Here is a 15,405-nt window from a genome sequence, read left to right as displayed (position 1 = left end):
AGGTTTAGGGTTCGGTCGCCCGCCGCCTCGCAACCCTCTACCGAGCGGGCCCGGACCAGAAGCGACAGCGCCGTGTGCGACCAGGCCGGGAGGGGCCGGATCACGGCCACACGACGCTTTTTGGGGGGCAGGAACCCATGGACCCGAACACCCCGGGACCCGAGGAGCACGGCCAGGCGTACAGCCGCCGACCGCCCCGGGACTCCCTCACCTCCGACTTCGTCCCGAACACGCCCGCGCTCGCCCGCACGGTGCGACTCGTCTCCGGTGACCTGCTGCTGACCGTCAACCCGGTCGACGGCAGCGAGATAGAGCCCTGCCCGCCCGCCGAGCGCCCCGCCGCTCCCCGCAGGCGCACCGCCGCCGAGCGCGCCGACGCCGAGCACGCCGCCCGCCCGCCGGTACCGGCCGGACCCGTGCGGCCCGCCCACTCCCTGCTGGAACGGCAGGACGAACGCGAGCGCCTGGTCCGTCTGCTGGCCCGCGGCCGGAACGTACGGCTGACCGGCCCCGGCGGCTCCGGCCGCACCGCTCTGCTCGACCTGGTCGCCGAGGACTGCGTGGACCTCGCCCCCGACGGGGTGGTCCGGCTCAGCGGCTTCCACCGCTCGGCCGCCGAGGTCATGCTCGATCTCTTCCACGCCGTCCACGACGCCCCCGGGTACCGCCCGGAACGGGACGAACTGCTCGCCCTCCTGCGGGAGATCGGCGCGGTCGTCGTCCTCGACGACATCGAGTTCGGCGGCACCGCCCTGGACGAGCTGCTCGACGCCACTCCGGAGTGCGCGTTCTTGCTGGGCGCCACCCCGGACGTGCCCGCGCCCTCTCCCGAGTCGGAGGTCGAGGAGGTCTTCCTCGGCGGTCTCGACCGTGCCGCCGGCGTGGAGATCCTGGAGCGGGCCGTCGGACGGGTCCTCACCGAGGAGGAGGCCAACTGGGCCGGCGACCTCTGGTTCGAGTCCGAGGGGCTGCCCCTGCGGTTCGTGCAGGCCGGCGCCCTCCTGCGGCAGCACGACCAGCTGCGGGCCAGCGCCGGCGCGGTGGACGAGTACGGCGTCTTCGAGGACGTGCGCCGGCCGGCCGACGCCCCCGCGGACCCGGCCGCCGCTCCGTCGGAGGACGTGCCGCTGCCCTCCCTCGGCGAGGCCGCCGCCCCCGCCCCGCTGCTCGCCTCCCGGCTCAGCGCCTCCGCCCGCGCCACCCTGCGCCTCGCGGTCGCCCTCGGCGGCGAGGTGCCCCACCAGGCCCATCTGCCGGCCCTCGTGGGCGACACCCACGCCGACGCCGCCCTCGGGGAGCTCGCGGGCTGTGGACTGGTCTCCCCGGTCGGCGCCCGCTACCGGCTCGCGGCGGGCGTGCGGACCCAGCTGGAGGCCGCCGGGTACGCCGACGACGCCCCGGCCCAGGCCCTCACCGCCGCCCAGCACTACGCCTGGTGGGCCGGGCACCCCTCGGTCACCCCCGAGCGGGTCTGCGCGGAGGCCGACGCGGTGCTCGCCGCGCTCGCCGCCGCAGTGCCGCAGACGGTCCCGCCCGTCGAGGGCGAGGAGGCCTGCGCGGTACGGCTCGCCCGCACGGCCGCGCCCGCCTTCGCCGCCGGACTCCACTGGAACGCCTGGGACAGGGCGCTGCGCTCCGGCGCGGAAGCCGCCCGGGCGTCCGGTGAGGTGTCCGAACAAGCCTATTTCCACCACGAGTTGGGTGTCCTCGCGCTCTGCGAGGGCCGGCTCGACCGGGCGCGCGCCGAACTGGAGGCCTCCGGCGGACTGCGCGCGGCGCTCGCCGACAAGCGGGGCGCCGTCGCCGGCCGGCGTGCGCTGGCGCTGGTCGCCGACCTCGCGGGCGAGACACCCGGAGCGGCGGCGACGGCGGGCGAGGAGGTGCCGGAGGTACGGCACGAGGAGTCGGCGCCACCGCCGTACACCACCGTCGTGGATCCTCTGGTCACCCACCGTCCCCCGGACGGCAAGCCGTTCGGCGGTGTCCGGCGGCTGGCCCGGCGCAACCTGGTGGCGGCGGGTTCCGCGGCGCTGCTCGCCGCCGTGCTCGGCACCGTCGTCACCCTCGGCATGACGTCCCACGAGAACGCGGGTGACAACCCGGCCGGCAAGGTCGACGTCAACCCGTCGGCGAGTCAGGACGTGGACGACGGCAGCCTGGACGCCGATCCCCAGGACGACACGGGCACCACCCACGGCACGGGCACGCCCACCGGCGGGCCGACCTCGCCGGGGCCGGACGGCACCTACGGCACGACGGACGACCCGGCACCGCCGGTCCCGGCGGAACCCTCCGCCGGCCCGAGCCGGACCAAGGGGACGGGCGGCGGACATACCTCTCCCACGCCGTCCAGGTCCCGGACGACGAAGCCGTCCACGCCGCACCCGACCAGGACGTCGCCCACGGGTACGCCCTCCTCGACGCCGCCGTCCTCCGGCACGCCGTCGGGGTCGCCGACCCCGACGGGCTCGACGACGCCGTCCACCACGGACACGGCGGGCGGGCCGGCGACGTCGGGCAGCCCGGAGAACGCGGCGCGGGACGCCGACGGGGAGGCGCCGGACCTCTTCTTCGGCGGGCTGATGTAGCGCCGGGGCATCCCCCCGGCGCCACCGCCGCACGCCGTCAGAACAGGCGGAGCTTGTCGTCCTCGATGCCGCGCAGGGCGTCGTAGTCCAGGATCTGGCAGTTGATGCCCCGGTCGGTGGCGAGGACGCGGGCCTGGGGCTTGATCTCCTGCGCGGCGAAGACGCCGCGGACCGGGGCCAGGTGGGGGTCGCGGTTCAACAGCTCCAGATAGCGGGTGAGTTGCTCCACGCCGTCGATCTCGCCGCGCCGCTTGATCTCCACGGCGACGGTCCCGCCGTCGGCGTCCCGGCAGAGGATGTCCACCGGGCCGATCGCCGTCATGTACTCGCGGCGGATCAGCGAGTAGCCGTCGCCCAGCGTCTCGATGCGGTCGGCGAGCAGTTCCTGGAGGTGCGCCTCCACACCGTCCTTGATCAGACCGGGGTCCACACCCAGTTCGTGCGAGGAATCGTGGAGGATCTCCTCCATCGTGATGATCAGTTTCTCGCCTGCCTTGTTGACGACGGTCCACACACCCTCTTCGTCGCCCGTGCCCTCCTTCAGCGTGCAGGGCGGCGACATCCAGTTGAGGGGCTTGTAGGCCCGGTCGTCGGCGTGGATGGAGACGCTGCCGTCCGCCTTGACCAGGATCAGGCGGGGCGCCGAGGGCAGGTGGGCGGTGAGCCGGCCGGCATAGTCGACCGAGCACCGGGCAATGACGAGACGCATGGTCGGCAACGCTACTCGACGGCCGTCGGTGCGCGCGATCCGCCCGTCCCGCTCCCCAGGGATCGCACCATTTGTCCCTGGAAACTCTTGTTCATCCCTGGCCGATTGTGGGCGTAACGGGACCGTTCGATATACGCAATCTGCTGGTGTGGTCACCGACCGTTGCCTACCGTAGTGAACGGGAGGTCGCGAGCCATGTACTGAGCGTGTTCGAAATCGCGAACTCCCTTATCTGTCCGGCAACCCCTGCTCCGCGGGGGTGCGAGAGGAGAACCCATGTCGCTCGACGTCTCACCGGCCCTACTCGAACAGGCCGAGCGAGGCGAGGTCGACGAAGCAGCATTCGTCGACTGCGTCCGGACCTCCCTGCCCTACGCATGGGAGATGATCAGCTCCCTGGTGACCCAGCTGAAGGTGGACGGCGGCTCCTTCGCCGACAACCAGACGCCCCCGCCGGACGAGCAGGCACGCGGACAGCTGCTGCGTGCGCTCGCGAGTGACGCCATACGCGGCGCGCTGCAGCGGCACTTCGGTGTGCGGCTGGCCTTCCAGAACTGCCACCGCGTGGCGGTGTTCCCGCTGGACGCCTCGGTGGACGAGACGCTGGCCCGCTTCACCTCGGTGCGCAACCAGTTGCTCAACCAGTCGCCGGAGCTCCGGGACTGCTGACGCGCGGCTCCGGCACGGCCGAGCCCCTGAGCCGCTCGCTTGCCGCTCCACCCGCCGGGAGGTGCATTCAGTACTGGGGCGGCAAGCCCCCCAGGTGGCCTGCGCGCGGGATGCGGTCAGCGCAACTGGGGCAGCACCTCGGCGCCGAGCCGCCGCAGGTTCTCCTCCGTGGCCGCGAGGTCGCCCGAGCCCTCCACCAGGAGGGCGAACCGGGAGATGCCGGTGCGCTCCGAGGTGGCCGCGAGCCGGTCGGCGGCGAGCCGCGGAGTGCCCACCGGGTGCAGCCCGCAGAGCAGTTCGGTGTAGGCGTGCGGGTCGCGCATGGAGCGCGCCCGGCCGTCCACCGTCACATGGGCGGCCAGCCCCTGCCTCAGCCAGCCCGGCATGGCCTTCAGCAGCGTCTCCGTCGCGTCCGTGCGCCGGTCGGCGAGCTGGCAGACCCCGGCCGACACATGGGCGGCGTCCACGACCTCCTCGGCGCTCCGGCCCGCCGCGCGGGCGCACCGCCGCCACAGGGCGACCATCTCGGCCTTCTCCTCGTCCCCGACATGCATGCCGAGCAGCATCGGCAGACCGCGCTCGGCGGCCAGCCGCACGCTCGCCGGCGAGGTGCACGCGACCACGACCTCGGGTCCCGGGGCGTCCGTCAGCGCCTCCGACGGGCGGGGCACGACCGGCACCTCGCGGAAGGAGAACCGCTCGCCGGAGGCCGCCACCGCCGGTTCGCGCAGCCAGCGCAGCAGCAGATCGAGGGATTCCGGGAACCCCTGTTCGTAGGCCTCCAGGCCCGCTCCGAAGACCTCCAGATCCACCCAGGGCCCGCCCCGGCCCACGCCCAGCGTGAACCGTCCGCCGCTCGTCACGTGCAGCAGCGCCGCCTGTTCGCCGAGGGCGACCGGGTGCGCGGTGGGCAGTACGCTGATCGCCGTGCCGACGCGGATGCGACGGGTGCGGCCGAGCAGCAGGGCGGCCAGGGTGACCGCCGACGGACAGGTGCCGTACGGCACGAAGTGGTGCTCGGCCAGCCACACCGCGTCCAGCCCGGCCTCCTCGGAGACCTCGGCCGAGCGGACCGCCCGGTGCAGGGCCTCCCCCTGACCCTGGCCCGGGAACTGGGCTGCCAGCACAAAACTTCCTACGTGCATCGCTCTTCCTGCTTCCTTGGCTCCGACCCGGAGCTCCCCCACGCGGCATAACCGTCTGACACGTGCCCAGGACACGGCCTCGCGGAAAGATTTGCGGATTGTCTGCAGAATGGGGCGCCCTGCAGGGGGACTTGTACGGGTTGGTTCCGTACGCGTACCCCTCTCGGCGGCGCGTAGGCTGGATGCAGTCGTGCTTCCTGTATAGCCCCGAGAGGTGTCCCGTGTCCCCGCGTCGCAACCGACCGAAGGCAGCCGGATCGTCGAGCGCCGAGGACGACGGCGCCGGCCGGTACGGCGGCTGGCAGTCCTCGGAGAGCTGGCGGGGCGAGGACTGGAGCGTGCGGCACGTGGCGGGCGCGAGCACGGAGGGCAAGACCTACCGCTGTCCCGGCTGCGACCAGATGATCCCCTCCGGCGTCCCGCACGTGGTGGCCTGGCCGGAGCACGCGGGGGTGGACGACCGCCGCCACTGGCACAAGGCGTGCTGGAACGCGAAGGACCGCCGCACCACGCGGGTGCAGCGGTCCCGTAACGCGCCGAGGTTCTGAGCGGCGGCTACACGTCCCGGCTGTGCAGCAGCGCGTACGCGGCACCGTACGCGGCCGCCGTCAGGCCGAGGACGATCCACAGCGGGTCCCAGCCGGACGGGCCGGACTCGCTCAGCGAGTTGGCGTAGAACACGCTCAGCTGGTTCGGGATCGAGTACTCGAACAGCCACTCGCGCACCTTGCTCAGCGACTCGGTCGCCATGAACAGGGCCAGCACCAGCGGCGCGAGCACGACGCCGATCATGATGGTGATGGCGCCCGCGGAGTGCCGGATGACCGAACCGATCAGCAGCGAGAACAGGCCGAGCAGCGCGATGTAGAGGCTGACGCCGACGGTCGCCTTGAACCAGTCCCCGCCGGTCGGGGTGCGCGCGCCCGTGCTCTCCAGCATGGACGCGTGGATCATGGCCACGAGGCCGGACGACACCAGGGTGACGACGAAGGCCAGGACGAAGAACACGATCGACTTCGCGGCGAGCACCCGGGCCCGGCTGGGGCAGGCGGTCATCGTCGTGCGGATCATGCCGGTGCCGTACTCGGAGGCCGTGGTCAGCACGCCGAGCGTGATGATGCAGATGCTGCCGAGGAGCAGCCCGAAGAAGCCGAAGGACAGCGGGTTCTCGCCGCTCAGGCTGGCCTCGCCGGAGTTGGCGGAGACCAGCGAGCCGGACAGCAGGCCGATGCCGAGGACGAGCAGCACGAACACGCCGAGCGTCCAGATCGTGGAGCGCACCGACTTGATCTTCGTCCACTCGGAGGCCACCGCGTGCCCGAGGTGGGTGCGCACGACGGGGATCGGCGAGGTGTAGCCGGGGTACGGCCCGCCGGGCGCCGCCTGCGCGGCATGCGGGGCCTGCGGCATCGGGGGCTGGTGGGTGCTCATCGGGCGTCCTCGGGCTGGGTCTGGTCGGCGGGGGCGGAGGCGGGCGCCGCTCCGGGCACCGGGGGAGCGGCGGGCGCCTGCTGCGGCGCCGCGGGCGCGGCGACCGGTGCGGCCGGGGCCTGGACGGCCGGCTGCGCCTGCGGTGCGGGGGCGGCCGGGGCACCCGGGACCGGTGCGGCCGGCTGGGCGTACGGGTTGGCGGCCGGTGCGCCGGGGGCGCCGTACGCGCCCGCCGCGGCACCGTCGTACGGACCCGTGGGCGCCGGCGGCATCGTGAACGGCTGCCCGCCCTGCTGGGGCGGCGGCGGGGCGTACCAGCCGGGCTGGCCCTGGCCGGGCACCGGCATGGGCGGCTGGGCGCCGGGCGGCAGCGGCTGCTGCAGGCCCGCCTTCTGGTCGATCGTGGAGCGGTAGTCGACGGCGCCCTGCGTCATCCGCATGTACGCCTCCTCCAGCGAGGCCTGGTGCGGCGACAGCTCCCACAGCCGGACGCCCGCGTCGTGCGCGAGGTCGCTGATCCGGGGCAGCGGCAGCCCGGTCACCCGCAGCGCGCCGTCCTGCTCCGGCAGCACGTGGCCGCCGGCCTCGGTGAGCGCGGAGGACAGCTTCTCGCGCAGCTGCGGCTCGGTCTCCGGGGTGCGCACGCGCGCGAAGTCGGCGGAGTTGGCCGAGATGAAGTCCTTCACGCTCATGTCGGCGAGGAGCTGGCCGCGGCCGATGACGATGAGGTGGTCGGCGGTCAGCGCCATCTCGCTCATCAGGTGCGAGGAGACGAAGACCGTACGCCCCTCGGCCGCGAGGGCCCGCATCAGGTTGCGGACCCAGAGGATGCCCTCGGGGTCGAGACCGTTGACCGGCTCGTCGAAGAGCAGCACCTGGGGGTCGCCGAGCAGCGCGGCGGCGATGCCGAGGCGCTGGCCCATGCCGAGCGAGAAGCCCTTGGACCGCTTCTTCGCCACCTCCTGCAGACCGACGACGCCGAGCACCTCGTCCACCCGGCGGGCCGGGATGCCCGACAGCTGGGCGAGGCTCAGCAGATGGCTGCGGGCGCTGCGGCCGCCGTGCACGGCCTTGGCGTCCAGCAGCGCGCCGACCTGCCGGGGGGCGTTCGGCAGCCGGCGGTAGGGGTAGCCGCCGATGGTCACCGAGCCGGACGTGGGGTTGTCCAGCCCGAGGATCATCCGCATCGTCGTCGACTTGCCCGAGCCGTTCGGCCCGAGGAAGCCGGTGACGGCTCCCGGCCGCACCTGGAAGGAAAGGTTGTACACGGCGGTCTTGTCGCCGTAGCGCTTGGTCAGGCCGACAGCCTCGATCATGCTCCGCACCCATCGAAAGGTTCAGGACAGCGGGGCACACGCCCCCGTAAGGGTTAGGAGGATATCGAGGCGCTGACGGTTCCGCCCAAGGGAAGGTAAAGCCAGAACATCACGATCCGTGATTCCGCGGTCTACTGGGCGTCCCGGCGCTTGAGGAGGGCGTAACCACCGAGCAGTGCGGCGATCACCCACAGCGCCATGATTCCCAGGCCGCCCCAGGGCCCGTACGGTGTGTCGTCGTCGAGGACCGGCACAACCTGCATGATCCGGCTGCCGGCCTGGTCGGGCAGGAAGCGGCCGACCTTCTTCGTGGCGTCGACATTGCCGAGGATGTTGGAGATCAGGAAGAAGAACGGCATCAGGATGCCGAGCGACAGCAGCGGCGAGCGCAGCATCGCGGCGACGCCCATGGAGAACATCGCGATCAGCGCCATGTAGAGCCCGCCGCCGAGCACCGCGCGCAGCACGCCCGGTTCGCCGATCCCGGTGCCCAGCGAGCCCAGCATCGCCTGCCCCAGGAAGAACGCGGCGAAGCTCGTCACCATGCCGACGGCCAGCGCGAGCACGCCGGCCACCGCGATCTTGCCGAACAGGAAGGTGCCCCGCTGCGGTACGGCCGCCAGCGAGACCCGGATCATGCCGGTGCTGTACTCGTTGGAGACGACCAGCACCCCGAACACGATCATGGCGAGCTGGCCGAGGGTCATCCCGGCGAAACTGATGACCGTGGGGTCGAAGGAGAGCCGCTCGCGCAGCGGCATCTGCTCGAACTGGCTCTTCGTCAGCGCGGAGATCAGCATCCCGAGGGCGATGGTCACGACCACCGCCAGCGACAGTGTCCAGACCGTGGACGCCACCGAACGGATCTTGGTCCATTCGGACCGGAGCACCTGCGCGGCCGCCATGACGTCAGGCCTCCTTCCAGCCGGCGCCCCAGTCCTGCGCGCCGGTACCCGGGTCGGCGTGCGCGTGGTACTCCACCGCCTCCGCGGTCAGCTGCATGAACGCCTCCTCCAACGAAGCCTGCTGCGGGCTCAGCTCGTGCAGCACGAGCCCGTTCCGGGCCGCCAGCTCGCCGATCTGCTCGGCCTTGCCGCCCTCCACCTCCAGCGCCCCGCCGCCCGACTCCACGACCGTGATCCCGGCCTGGTGCAGCACATCGAGCAGCCGCTCGCGCTGCGGGGTGCGGATGCGGACGTACGACCGTGAGTTCTGCCGGATGAAGTCGGCCATGGAGGTGTCCGCGAGCAGCCTGCCCTGCCCGATGACGACCAGGTGCTCCGCCGTCAGCGCCATCTCGCTCATCAGGTGGCTGGAGACGAACACCGTCCGCCCCTGCGCGGCCAGCGACTTCATCAGGGTGCGGATCCAGTGGATGCCCTCGGGGTCGAGACCGTTGACCGGTTCGTCGAACATCAGGATCCGCGGATCGCCGAGCAGCGCCGCGGCGATGCCGAGCCGCTGCCCCATGCCCAGCGAGAAGCCCTTGGCCTTCTTGCGCGCCACCGCGGTGAGTCCGACGGTGTCCAGCACCTCCGCCACCCGGCGCGTGGGGATCCCGTTGCTCTGCGCGAGGCACAGCAGGTGGTTGTAGGCGCTGCGGCCGCCGTGCACGGCCTTGGCGTCCAGCAGGGCACCGATGGACGTCAGCGGATCCTTGAGCCGGTCGTAGTGCCTGCCGTCGATGCGGACGTCGCCTGCGGTGGGGTGGTCGAGCCCGAGGATCATCCGCATGGTCGTGGACTTCCCGGCCCCGTTGGGCCCGAGGAACCCGGTCACCATGCCGGGTGCGACCGCGAAGGTGAGACGGTCCACCGCCACCTTGTCGCCGTACCGCTTGGTCAGCCCCTCCAGCTCGATCATGCGGCCACGCTAGGACGGGGTCCGGGGCCCTGCCACTCGGAGGGGGCGGCCCGGGGCACCGCCGTACGGGCTCACCGGGCCGGCCGGCGGATCCGGACGGGCCCCCGGGCCGCGGCCGGATCGACGGGGGAGCCGTGCTGGGTGACCTCCACCCGCCCGTCGGCCGCGAGCCGCGCCGCCGCCCGGCGGACCGGTTCCATCAGCTCCCGCCAGCCCTCGTCCTCGCCCCGGTGCACCGCGCGGGCCACGTCCGAGGGGCAGACGGAGGCACCCGGCGCCCGCCGGTCGAGCAGATCGAGAATGGCGTCCTCCAGGGACCGCCCGCCGTCCGGCATGACAGGCCCTCCTTCCCGGCCCGGCCCGCCGCGGCGGGCCACGTCCCGCGCTCCTACGGCCAGGCTACGGCGACGGACCCGGCAGCCGCGTGCGCGCGACCCCCGCGGTCCGGCCACGGCGCGCGGCGCCCGGGACGGCCGCCGGGCACGCGGAAGGGGCGGCGGGACCCGGTCCCGCCGCCCCCTCACGGCGTCGTACGACTGCCCGGAACTACCGGGACTGCTGCGCCGGCACCCCGCGGGAGATCGGCTCGTCGTCGGTCGACGTGCCGGCCGCGGCCACCGCGGCACCCGTCAGCGTGGCGAGCATCTCGCGGACGTTCGTCAGCTGGGCGTTGATGGAGTCGCGGCGGTTGGTGAGAGCGGCCAGCTCGCGCTCGGACTCCGAACGGATCCGGTCGGCCTTGGCGTTCGCGTCGGCCACGATGTCCTCGGCCTGGCGCTGGGCCGTCTCCACCGTCTGGCGGGCGCGGCGCTCGGCGTCCGTGCGCAGCTTCTCCGCCTCCAGACGCAGCTGCTCGGCGCGGTGCTCGATCTCGGCGAGGCGCTTCTCGGCCTTGGCCTGACGGGACGCCAGGTCGCGCTCGGACTGCTCACGGCGCTTGGCCAGGTTGGTCTCGAAGTCGGCGGCGGCCTGCGCGGCCTTGGCACGCGTCTCCTCGAAGAGGGCGTCCGCCTCCTCACGCTTGGACTGCGCGTCCTTCTGCGCCTCGGCACGCAGCTGGGAGGCGTCGGCCTTGGCCTTCTCGACGATCCGGACGCCCTCGTCCTCGGCCTTGCCCTTGCGCTCGGTGGCGTAGGACTCGGCGTCGTTGCGGACCTGCTGGGCCGCCGACTCGGCGAGGTCGCGGTGCTGCTCGGCCGCGCGCCGGGCCTCCTCACGCAGTTCCTTCGCCTCTTCCTCGGCCAGGCGCAGGATCTTCTCGACCCGCGCGCCGAGACCCGCGTACGACGGCTCGGCGTCGGTGACCTGTGCCTGGGCGTTCTGCGTCTCGAGGTGCAGCTCCTCGATGCGCTTCTCCAGGGCGGTGATGCGGGCTAGAGCGCTGTCACGGTCGGAGACGAGCTTGGAGATACGTTCGTCCACCTGAGCGCGGTCGTACCCACGCCGCACAAGCTCGAAGCCGTAGGGGGAAGTGTCGCTCATGGGGTTCCTGTCAATGAGACCGGTGAGGTGATAAGGGGAATCCTAGGGGCCGAAGCGGTGTGTCATCGAGCGGATACGGTTTTGATCTGGAGAATGGCACCTCTTTTGGGTGGCTGACCGCCGGACGGCTTGCCAAGTACCCGGGCAAAGCCCCCAGAAGACAACGGAAGGTGCCCCGTGGGCTAGCCGTCCGACGACTTGCCACCCGAACGGGGGGCTCCCACGCTCGCACCCGCCTTGACCCCGCCGTCCTTGGCGCCCCCTGGGGCCTCGAAGGACTCCAGCGCCTCCAGGACGTCCTGCACCCGGGAGATCTCGGTGTTGATGTCCTCGCGCCGGCGCACCAGGATCTCCAGCTCCCGCTTGCCCTCCTCGACCGTGCGCCGGGCCTCCCGGATCGCCTCGGCCTTCAACTCCTCGGCCTCCTTCACCAAGGAGGCCTTCTTCAGCTCGGCCTCCTTGAGCAGCCCCTCCGCCTTCTTGACGGCGGCGATGCGTACCTTGCCCGCCTCGGAGTTCGCCTCGGACAGCGTCTCCTTGGCCTTCGCCTGCGCCTTGGTCAGCTGCTCCTCGGCGGCCGCGATGAGCGCGTCGCAGCGGTCGCCGGTGGACTTCATCGTCTCGGCGGCCTCGCGGCGGGCCCGCTCGTGCAGCTCCTCGATCTCGCTGGTGATCCGGTCGCGCAGCTCCTCCGCGCGCTCCCTTATGGCGGTGGCGTCCCGGCGGGCGCCGACCAGCAGTTCGTCGGCGTCCGTCCGGGCCTTCTCCACCAGGGTGTTGCCGTCGACGGTCGCCTCGGAGACGATCCGGTCGGCCTCGCTGCGGGCCGCGCCGACCATCGTGTCGGCCTGCGACTCGGCGTCCGCGGTGGTCTTCAGCGCCTGCTGCTGGGCCTCGGCGAGCAGCTTGTCGGCCTCGGCCGCGGTCTCCGTGATCAGCGTGTCGACCTGCTCGGCCGCCTCCGAACGCCGCTTGTTGGCGTCCTTGCGGGCCTCGTCCAGGGTCCGCTCGGACTCCTCGCGCGCGGAGTTGACGAGCCGTTCGGCCTCCGCCTCCGCGTCCGCCTTGACCCGCCCGGCCTCGGACCGCAGCCGCTCCGCGTGCGCCTGCGCGGAACCGACCGTCTCGGCGGCCTCGGCACGCAGCCGCTCGGCGTCGCCGGTGGCGTCCCCGAGGAGCTGATCGGCGTTCGCGACGGCCTCCGCGCGTACCCGCTCGGCCTCCGCGACCGTCTCCGTCCGGAGCCGCTCGGCCTCGGCGAGCGCCTCCGTGCGCACCCGGTCGGCCTCCGCGACCGTCTCGGTCTGGAGCCGCTCGGCCTCGCTGCGGGCCTCGGTGATGAGGGTGTCCGCCTGGGTCGCCGCGTCCGAGCGGATGCGGTTGGCGTCCTCGCGGGCGTCCGCCCGGGTGCGGGACGCGGCCTGGTCGGCCTCGGCCAGTGAGTCCGACGCCTCGGTGCGCACCCGCTGGGCGTACTCGGAGGCGTCCGAGCGCAGCCGCTCGGCCTCCGAGATCGCCTCCGCCATCGTCCGCTCGGCCAGCGCCTTCGCGGCCTCGGACTCCTCGTTCGCCTCGCGCCGCAGACGGCTCGCGTCCTCGCCGGCCCGCTCCCGCTCGGCGTAGGCGTCGGTGCGGACCCGGTCCGCCTCCTCCTCGGCCTCCCGCCTGGTGCGGTCCGCCGCGTGCTCGGCGGCCGAGCGCAGTCCGGTGATCTCCTCCTGCGCCTGCTCGTGCAGTCCGCTGACGGAGTCCCGTACCTGCTGGGCGTGCTGCTCGGCGGCGGCGACCATCTCCGTGGCGCGCCGGTCGGCCTCCTCGACCAGCCGGGTCGCCTCGGCCTGCGCCTCGTCGACGCGCTTGCGCGCGGAGGCCAGCAGTTCCTCGCTCTGCTCGCGGGCCCGCTCGCGCTCCTGGTCGGCCTCCTCGCGGGCGGCACCGAGGAGTTCCTCGGCCTCGCGGCGGCGCCGGGCGGCCTCCTCCTGGGCGGCGGCCAGCGTCTCGGACGCCTCCGCGCCCAGCCGCTCGGCCGCGGCCTGCGCCTCCGCGCGCACCCGGTCGGCGGTGTCCTGCGCCTCCGCCTTCAGCCGCTCGGCCTCGGCGGCGGCCTCGGAACGCAGCCGTACGGCGACGGCCTCGCCCTCGGCACGGGACGCGGACGCGTCCGACGCGGCCTCGTCACGCAGCCGCTCGGCCTCCCTCTCGGCCTGCTGCTGGAGCGTACGGATCCGCTCGGCGGACTCCGCGCGCAGCCGCTCCGTCTCCTCGCCGGCCTCCCGGCGGATCCGGGCGGCCTCCTCGCGGGCGTCGGTGAGCGCCTGCTCGGCGTTCTCCAGCCGTTCCTGGGTCTCGGTCTGGAGCCGGGTCAGTTCCTCGGCGGCCTCGCCGCGGCGGGCCTCGACGGCGCGCTCGGTCTCCTCGCGCAGCTCCAGCGCGGCCCGCTCGGCGTCCGCCCGGACGGCCTCGGCCCGCTCGTCGGCCTCGGCGCGTAGCCGCTCGGCCTCCTTGCGGGTGCGCTCCAGGGTCTCCTCGGCCTGCCGGCGCAGGGAGGTGGCGCGCTCGATGGCCTCGGTGCGCACCTTCTCGCTGTCCGCGGTGGCCTTCTGCCGCAGTTCGTCGGCGTCCACCTTGGCCTTGGCCAGCAGCTCCTCGGCGGACCTGGCCGCCTCCTCGATCTGCGCGACGGCCTCGCGGCGGGCCTCGGCACGGATCGACTCGCCCTCGGCGACCGCGTCGGCCCGCAGCTGCTCGGCCTCCCCGCGCAGCCGGCGGGCCTCCTCCTGGAGCTCGACCGTCTTGGCGCGGTACTCCTTGGTGTCGTCCTTGGCGGCGCCCTTGAGCTGCTCGGCGATGTCGTGCGCCTCGGCGCGCAGCCGGTCCGCCTCGGTCTCGGCCTCGGAGCGGATCCGCTCGGCCTCCTCGGCGGCGGCCTTCGTGGTCCGCTTGGCCTCCTCGGACGCCTTGTTGAGCACGTCCTCGGCGGTCTTGGCCGCCTTGGACAGCTGCGTGGCGCTCTCCTCGGCGGTGAGCGTACGGGCCTTCTCGGACGCCTCGGCGACGATCTTCTCGGCCTCGGCGCGGGCGTCCGCGACCAGCTGCTCGGCCTCGGTCCGGGTCTGCTCGGCCTCCTTGGTGGCCTCCTCGACCAGCCGGGCGACCTGCTCCTTCGCCGTGCGCGTCCGCGTCTCGTTCGCGGCCTCGGCGCTCGACAGCGTCTTGGCGGCGGCCTGCTCGGCCTCCGTGACGACCTTCTCCGCCTCGGCCTGCGCCTTGCGCAGCGCCTCCTCGGCCTGGGTCATCCGCTCCTCGGCGGCCCGGCTCAGCTCGGCGGACTGCCGGCGGGCGGCGTCCGACTCGGTGACCGTGCTGCTGCGCAGCTGCTCGGCGTGGTCGGTGGCCTCCTGGGCCTGCGTGGAGGCCGCGTTCAGCAGCCGCTCGGCGTCCGTGCGGGCACGGCGCAGGATCTGCTCGGCCTCGCCGCGCGCCGACTCGGCGTCGCTCTGCAGCCGCTCCCGGGCCTCCCGGGTCAGCCGCTCGGCCTCCGCGCGGGCGGCGGCCATCGCCTGCTCGGCCTCCGCGCGGGACTCCTCCAGCAGGCGCCTGGCCTGCTGCTCGGTGCGGGCGCGCAGCTGCTCCGCCCAGGCCACGTTCTCGTTGACGTGGGACTCGACGGTGGAGCGGCGCTCGGCCAGCTCCTGGTCGAGCTGCTGGCGCCGGGTCACCGCCTCCTGGTGCAGCTCCGACTGGAGCCGGGCCGCTTGTTCGGCGTGCTCCTGAAGGATGCGCTGCGTCTGCGCGCGGGCCTGGCTCAGCTCCCGCTCGGCGTCCTGGCGCAGCTGCTCCGCCTGCATCTGGGCGTTGCGGAGCAACTGCTCGGCCTGATAGCCGATGTCACCGCCGTCGTAGGCGGGCCGGGTCATGAGGGTGCGCCGCGCCTCGTGCAGCTTGGCGCGCAGCACCTCGACCTGGTAGCCGAGGTCCTCGGCGTGCTGGATCGCCTTTTCCCGCTCGGTCTTCAGCCGCTTCATCTCGGCCTCGAACCGAGAGAGGTGGTCGACGTCAGCCGCCGGCTCTCGCTCCTGGCTCTCGTAGCCCCGCACTGCGCGGTCCCATCCGTCCCCTGGTCAGCTTCTCCAACGAGCTCCGTCCATCCGCCGGACGGGGCCCCCGGGGAATGGTGTCAGATCAACGGCGGAGCACGGGCT

Annotated in this window: 12 protein-coding genes; 3 read left to right on the top strand and 9 right to left on the bottom strand. The window is 73.4% G+C overall.

Features of this window, described 5'->3' with window-relative positions:
- Positions 1 to 137 precede the first annotated feature (137 nt).
- A complete protein-coding gene (locus tag ACF08B_RS33575) occupies positions 138 to 2,588 on the top strand; it encodes an ATP-binding protein (protein ID WP_392320839.1) in 2,451 nt (816 codons plus the stop codon).
- Between the two features lie 37 nt (positions 2,589 to 2,625).
- Here the strand turns inward: ACF08B_RS33575 and nucS are convergent, their stop codons facing one another.
- A complete protein-coding gene (gene nucS, locus ACF08B_RS33570; RefSeq protein WP_073889605.1) occupies positions 2,626 to 3,297 on the bottom strand; it encodes an endonuclease NucS in 672 nt (223 codons plus the stop codon).
- Positions 3,298 to 3,573: 276 nt separating this feature from the next.
- Here nucS and ACF08B_RS33565 point away from each other — a divergent pair, with 276 nt between their 5' ends.
- Positions 3,574 to 3,966 (top strand): SCO5389 family protein, encoded by a 393-nt coding sequence (locus ACF08B_RS33565; RefSeq protein ID WP_093474650.1) that lies wholly within the window; start codon positions 3,574 to 3,576, stop codon positions 3,964 to 3,966.
- 116 nt (positions 3,967 to 4,082) lie between these two features.
- Here ACF08B_RS33565 and ACF08B_RS33560 read toward each other — a convergent pair whose 3' ends face one another.
- On the bottom strand, positions 4,083 to 5,111 hold the full coding sequence (locus ACF08B_RS33560; protein WP_392320838.1) for an LLM class flavin-dependent oxidoreductase: 1,029 nt from the start codon (positions 5,109 to 5,111) through the stop codon (positions 4,083 to 4,085).
- A gap of 221 nt (positions 5,112 to 5,332) precedes the next feature.
- Between ACF08B_RS33560 and ACF08B_RS33555 the strand changes: the two genes are divergently transcribed.
- Positions 5,333 to 5,659 carry an ATP/GTP-binding protein gene (locus ACF08B_RS33555; protein WP_392320837.1) on the top strand — a complete coding sequence of 109 codons (327 nt, stop codon included), beginning with the start codon at positions 5,333 to 5,335 and terminating at the stop codon, positions 5,657 to 5,659.
- Positions 5,660 to 5,666: 7 nt separating this feature from the next.
- Here the strand turns inward: ACF08B_RS33555 and ACF08B_RS33550 are convergent, their stop codons facing one another.
- The 7 genes from ACF08B_RS33550 to scy all read right to left on the bottom strand — a co-directional run bounded on the left by ACF08B_RS33550 (position 5,667) and on the right by scy (position 15,300).
- Positions 5,667 to 6,542: an ABC transporter permease gene (locus ACF08B_RS33550; protein WP_392320836.1), complete on the bottom strand. Its 876-nt coding sequence runs from the start codon at positions 6,540 to 6,542 to the stop codon at positions 5,667 to 5,669.
- Positions 6,539 to 7,858 (bottom strand): ABC transporter ATP-binding protein, encoded by a 1,320-nt coding sequence (locus tag ACF08B_RS33545; protein ID WP_392320835.1) that lies wholly within the window; start codon positions 7,856 to 7,858, stop codon positions 6,539 to 6,541. The genes ACF08B_RS33550 and ACF08B_RS33545 overlap by 4 nt, the downstream gene beginning before the upstream one ends.
- Positions 7,859 to 7,989: 131 nt before the next feature.
- Positions 7,990 to 8,763 carry an ABC transporter permease gene (locus ACF08B_RS33540; RefSeq protein ID WP_392320834.1) on the bottom strand — a complete coding sequence of 258 codons (774 nt, stop codon included), beginning with the start codon at positions 8,761 to 8,763 and terminating at the stop codon, positions 7,990 to 7,992.
- Positions 8,764 to 8,767: 4 nt separating this feature from the next.
- Entirely contained in the window at positions 8,768 to 9,721 is a 954-nt protein-coding gene (locus ACF08B_RS33535) for an ABC transporter ATP-binding protein (RefSeq protein ID WP_392320833.1), read from the bottom strand.
- A gap of 71 nt (positions 9,722 to 9,792) precedes the next feature.
- Positions 9,793 to 10,056: a DUF3253 domain-containing protein gene (locus ACF08B_RS33530; RefSeq protein ID WP_093474640.1), complete on the bottom strand. Its 264-nt coding sequence runs from the start codon at positions 10,054 to 10,056 to the stop codon at positions 9,793 to 9,795.
- Between the two features lie 211 nt (positions 10,057 to 10,267).
- Positions 10,268 to 11,203 carry a cellulose-binding protein gene (locus ACF08B_RS33525; RefSeq protein ID WP_093474638.1) on the bottom strand — a complete coding sequence of 312 codons (936 nt, stop codon included), beginning with the start codon at positions 11,201 to 11,203 and terminating at the stop codon, positions 10,268 to 10,270.
- Positions 11,204 to 11,385: 182 nt separating this feature from the next.
- Complete coding sequence (gene scy / locus ACF08B_RS33520) at positions 11,386 to 15,300, bottom strand: polarized growth protein Scy (protein ID WP_392320832.1); 3,915 nt, start codon at positions 15,298 to 15,300, stop codon at positions 11,386 to 11,388.
- Positions 15,301 to 15,405 lie beyond the last annotated feature (105 nt).

This window comes from Streptomyces sp. NPDC015139 (assembly GCF_043079785.1).
GTDB lineage: Bacteria > Actinomycetota > Actinomycetes > Streptomycetales > Streptomycetaceae > Streptomyces > Streptomyces albidocamelliae.
The sequence above is the reverse complement of the archived record's forward strand: the minus strand, read 5'-3'. Positions and strand labels throughout refer to the sequence as shown.